The organism is Lentisphaerota bacterium, assembly GCA_016873675.1.
GTDB lineage: Bacteria > Verrucomicrobiota > Kiritimatiellia > RFP12 > JAAYNR01 > VGWG01.
This window is the reverse complement of record VGWG01000175.1, coordinates 1-3,562: the sequence shown is the minus strand read 5'-3', so window position 1 is coordinate 3,562 and position 3,562 is coordinate 1. Positions and strand designations below refer to the sequence as shown.

3 protein-coding genes are annotated in these 3,562 nt (G+C 59.1%); all 3 read right to left on the bottom strand.

Going from position 1 to position 3,562, the window contains the following annotated elements; translation table 11 throughout:
- Positions 1-83: 83 nt before the first annotated feature.
- Positions 84-1,511 (bottom strand): hypothetical protein, encoded by a 1,428-nt coding sequence (locus FJ222_12330; protein MBM4165209.1) that lies wholly within the window; start codon positions 1,509-1,511, stop codon positions 84-86.
- On the bottom strand, positions 1,508-2,266 hold the full coding sequence (locus FJ222_12325; GenBank protein ID MBM4165208.1) for a hypothetical protein: 759 nt from the start codon (positions 2,264-2,266) through the stop codon (positions 1,508-1,510). Before FJ222_12325 ends, FJ222_12330 begins: the two co-directional genes overlap by 4 nt.
- Positions 2,263-3,562: right-handed parallel beta-helix repeat-containing protein (locus FJ222_12320; GenBank protein MBM4165207.1), on the bottom strand; the 1,300-nt coding region annotated here is incomplete at its 5' end. The genes FJ222_12325 and FJ222_12320, both read right to left, overlap by 4 nt.

Genomic DNA, 3,562 nt, shown 5'->3' with positions numbered 1-3,562 from the left:
CACCATCCCTGTTCGTCTGGCCAACGGTAAGCCTAAAGGGAGTCTTTCCGATAGTCCGTTTCTCAAACGGTCCTCACGTTGGATTATTGCCGGGTGAATTGCCGGCCCGGGATGAGTGACGCTTCGACCTCGCGCAACGCCGATTCATGCTCGGCAATGATCGCTCGATACGTCCCGTCCGATGCGAGATTCCGGAGTTCCCACGGGTCGTTCTGCATGTCAAAGAGCATGGCCTTGTCAACACGCTTCAGGCGTTCCCCCTCGCCGGGGATAAACATGGAAGGCTTATCGTCAAGGGTGAGAAAACTCTCATTGATGTGTGCGCGCGCTTCCGGGGCTGACCTCGCATAGCTCATGACATACTTGTAGCGCTCGCTGCGGATCACCCGTCCGACTTCCCGCAACTCAACAAACACGCTCTTGCGCCACTCCGTGGCCCCTCCTTCCAACAACGGCCGCAGACTCCTGCCGCGACAGTGAGGCGGCGGGGGAATGCCGGCATAATCGCACACCGTCGGCATCACGTCGACACCGCTCACGAGGCTGCTCGTGTCGAGATGATGACGGCGGATACCGAACTTCGGACCGTAGACGATGAGCGGCACCTTGAGCGATTCGTCGTAGGGATGCCACTTCTGAACCCTCGCGTGACGACCGAGACCATCGCCGTGATCGGAAGTGAACAGGAGGATGGTGTTATCGCCGCCGTCCCGGACCGCCCGCAACAGCCGACCAACGTTCCGGTCGAGTCGCTCAACCATGCGGCAGTAATCATAGATATAGTTGCGCCATTCCATGTTGCTGAAGGGGATGCGCTCACCCCATAGCTCCTCGAACGCGTAGTTCTGATTGGGCGGCAGGGGGGGAAGCGCCTGGCCCAGTTGGAAGAAGTCGGTCGCCCGCGCCCTGCCGCTGTCGAGCGACGGCGTCCAATAGCAGATGTCGTGCGGATCCGTAAAACCGGCGACGGCCAGAAAGGGCTTACTGTCCGTGTGGTTGCGGATGTAGGCCTCCACGCTGCTCGAAACGCCATAGTCCATGTGTTGACCCCACCAGTCGGGGCCATTGGGGAGCGTATCGAACCCGGGGATCTTGCGAGGACCGCTGACGGTCGGGTTCACCCAGGGGCCGCCTGCATGCCACTTCCCGCAATAGACACGGTCGTAGTCGGTGTACGTCTCGAACCACTGCCCCATATTCGGCACGGCTCTATCGATGCCGACGTCGTTGACGACCACACCGGTCTCCAGGGAAAAGCGGCCGGTGAAGATGCTCGACCGCGCCGGACAGCAGACGGGATTGGTGCTGTGGGATTCGGTGAATGACACGCCGTGTGCAACCAACTCATCCAGATTCGGCGTGTTGACCCAGTGGCTCAGCCACGAACCGTGCTCGAAATGGGTGCGATAGGCGCTGATGGCGTCGAGATTCATCTGATCGCAAACGACGATGAGTAGGTTGGGCTTCCCCTGTCCACCAGCTTTGCAAGCACCTTGAGTGTCGTTGATCATTGAAGATACCCCGTCTCCGTGCCGTCAACGCTCGCCAGGACCATCATCTCCATGCCGGAGATGCAGATCAGCACTCGGCCCACGGCATCGACGTAGTAGACCCCCGGAATCGTGCCAATGCCGGTGTGTTGGTAGCAAGAAACCTCTATCGTACCGCTACGGGTCTCTGCATTGCGTGTGCCGCAGAACCGTAGGGTCTGCTTCGGGCAAATCTCGTCGTACTCGTCGACCAGCGTGAAACGGAGTTCGTTCATCGCAAGCAGACGGAGGCGTCCGACCACGTCGAGGAGGCCGCGCTTGCAGAAACAGGGCCCCTGCGCCTCGATCGTGCGCCGCCGGTTCCCTTCCTCCAGCAAAAGCATCCCGTCATTCACCTCCACGCGTTTCGTGAGTCCAGAGTTTAAGATGGGTGCGCCCTCCACCGTCTGCGACACCTTGGAACTGACTATCCAAGACGTGGGCGTACGCAGCAAGTCCCCTCCCCCCTGCAACTCAGCGGTCGTGAAATAGCAGTACCCGTCGGGGCAAAAGCGAAAACTTTCGAGCCGGAGCAGCCCATCAGAGTGATGCGTGAGGGACACCCCGCCCTGGACTTGATCCCATCCGAACGTTTCCATTTCGTGATAGCGGTGTGTCCAGTTCCCGTCGAAATCAAACCGTCCCAAGGGAGCGCTCAGCCGCCTGAACGTTCTGGCAATCAGCGACGCACCATCACTCAGATCCTGCATCAGCGGCACGCTAGCATCCTTCTTCACTCCGTTACCTCGGCGACCTTACCTTGTGCATGGGTGCTTCCGCCTTTGTATGCCAAGCCGACGGTGAGCCTGAAGGTGTTGGTTCCGATGTTCAGCTTCTCAAACGGCCCGGGTGTCGGATTCGTGCCGCGCGTCGCGCCATACAGGTCTGTGGTCACATCCATCGGGGTTCCGTCGGGGTGTTCCATCGCCATGCCCGTCAGGAAGTTCGTGCCCAGCATGGCGCTGGTGACAATCGGCGCGGGTACACCGGGGAAGCCGGGGTCCACTGCGAAGGTGATCTCCGCGCCGTCGGGCAGGGATTTCAACGTGAAGCCGGGATCAAAATCGGAAACCACGCGCGACTGGGTGCCTTCAAAGGCTGCCTTCTTGGCGCCTTTGTAGTACACGTTGAAATCGGCGGCTTTGGGTTGCTCAGTCTGTTTGCCGCCGGGCCCTACGCCGACATAGATGTTGTTGTAAAAACGGTCGGCGCCCGTCTCCATGGTCCATACGCCCTTTTGCGTATAGGTGTGAGGTTCCCAGTACTGAGCCTGGCGACCGTCTCGGCCAAAGAATGTCCCGGCATCAATCATGAGATTATGGACCAGCAGGACCTGATGCGCCTGCTCTTTAACTCCTTTGCCCACAATCACATTGTTGTCAACGAGGTGACCGCCGATGTTCTTTTCGAAATACAGGGCCGCCTGAGCCGTGTTGTAGATGATATTGCCCGTGATTCTCACGTTCTGATTGGCCCAGTCTATCCAGATACCGTGGTGGACCCCATTGCCTTTGCCATACACGCCGCGGATCACGTTATTCTTGATCGTGTAGTCCGCTGAAGCGTGAATCTTGATGCCGGCCGTTTCCCATCCGCCGAATTCCATGAGCGGGTTGATCTCCTCGATCAGATTGCCTTCGATCAGACTCGCGGCCCACCCGGTGCGCCCGCAAATGCCGGACTGACCGCAGTTCCGGATGATGTTGCCGCGGACAATGTGATGGCCCCTCGTGTCGTAGGTTCCTCCATTGTTGTTCTGTAATGACCCGCTGACAATGCCGACCGTCCGCGAGTCCGAGATGATATTGTTCTCAATAATCCAGTGCGTACCGCGATAGGTGCTAATCAGCCCTTCCTGATCCGATGTTTTCGGGCTGGGCGGCGACCAGTTCGGCGCCGCATGCGACATGGTGAAGCCGCGCAGCGTGATGTAGTTCACGCCGCCATCGATGATGGGACGGAACACCGATTTCCGCATAGTCACTTCAGCCAGCCCGGCATTCGGATTTGCGCCGCCGAAGTTGGCATAGATC

Bases quoted from the DNA above. Each gene is read 5' to 3' on its own strand.
- FJ222_12330 (MBM4165209.1), bottom strand. From the start codon at position 1,511: ATGATCAACGACACTCAAGGTGCTTGCAAAGCTGGTGGACAGGGGAAG.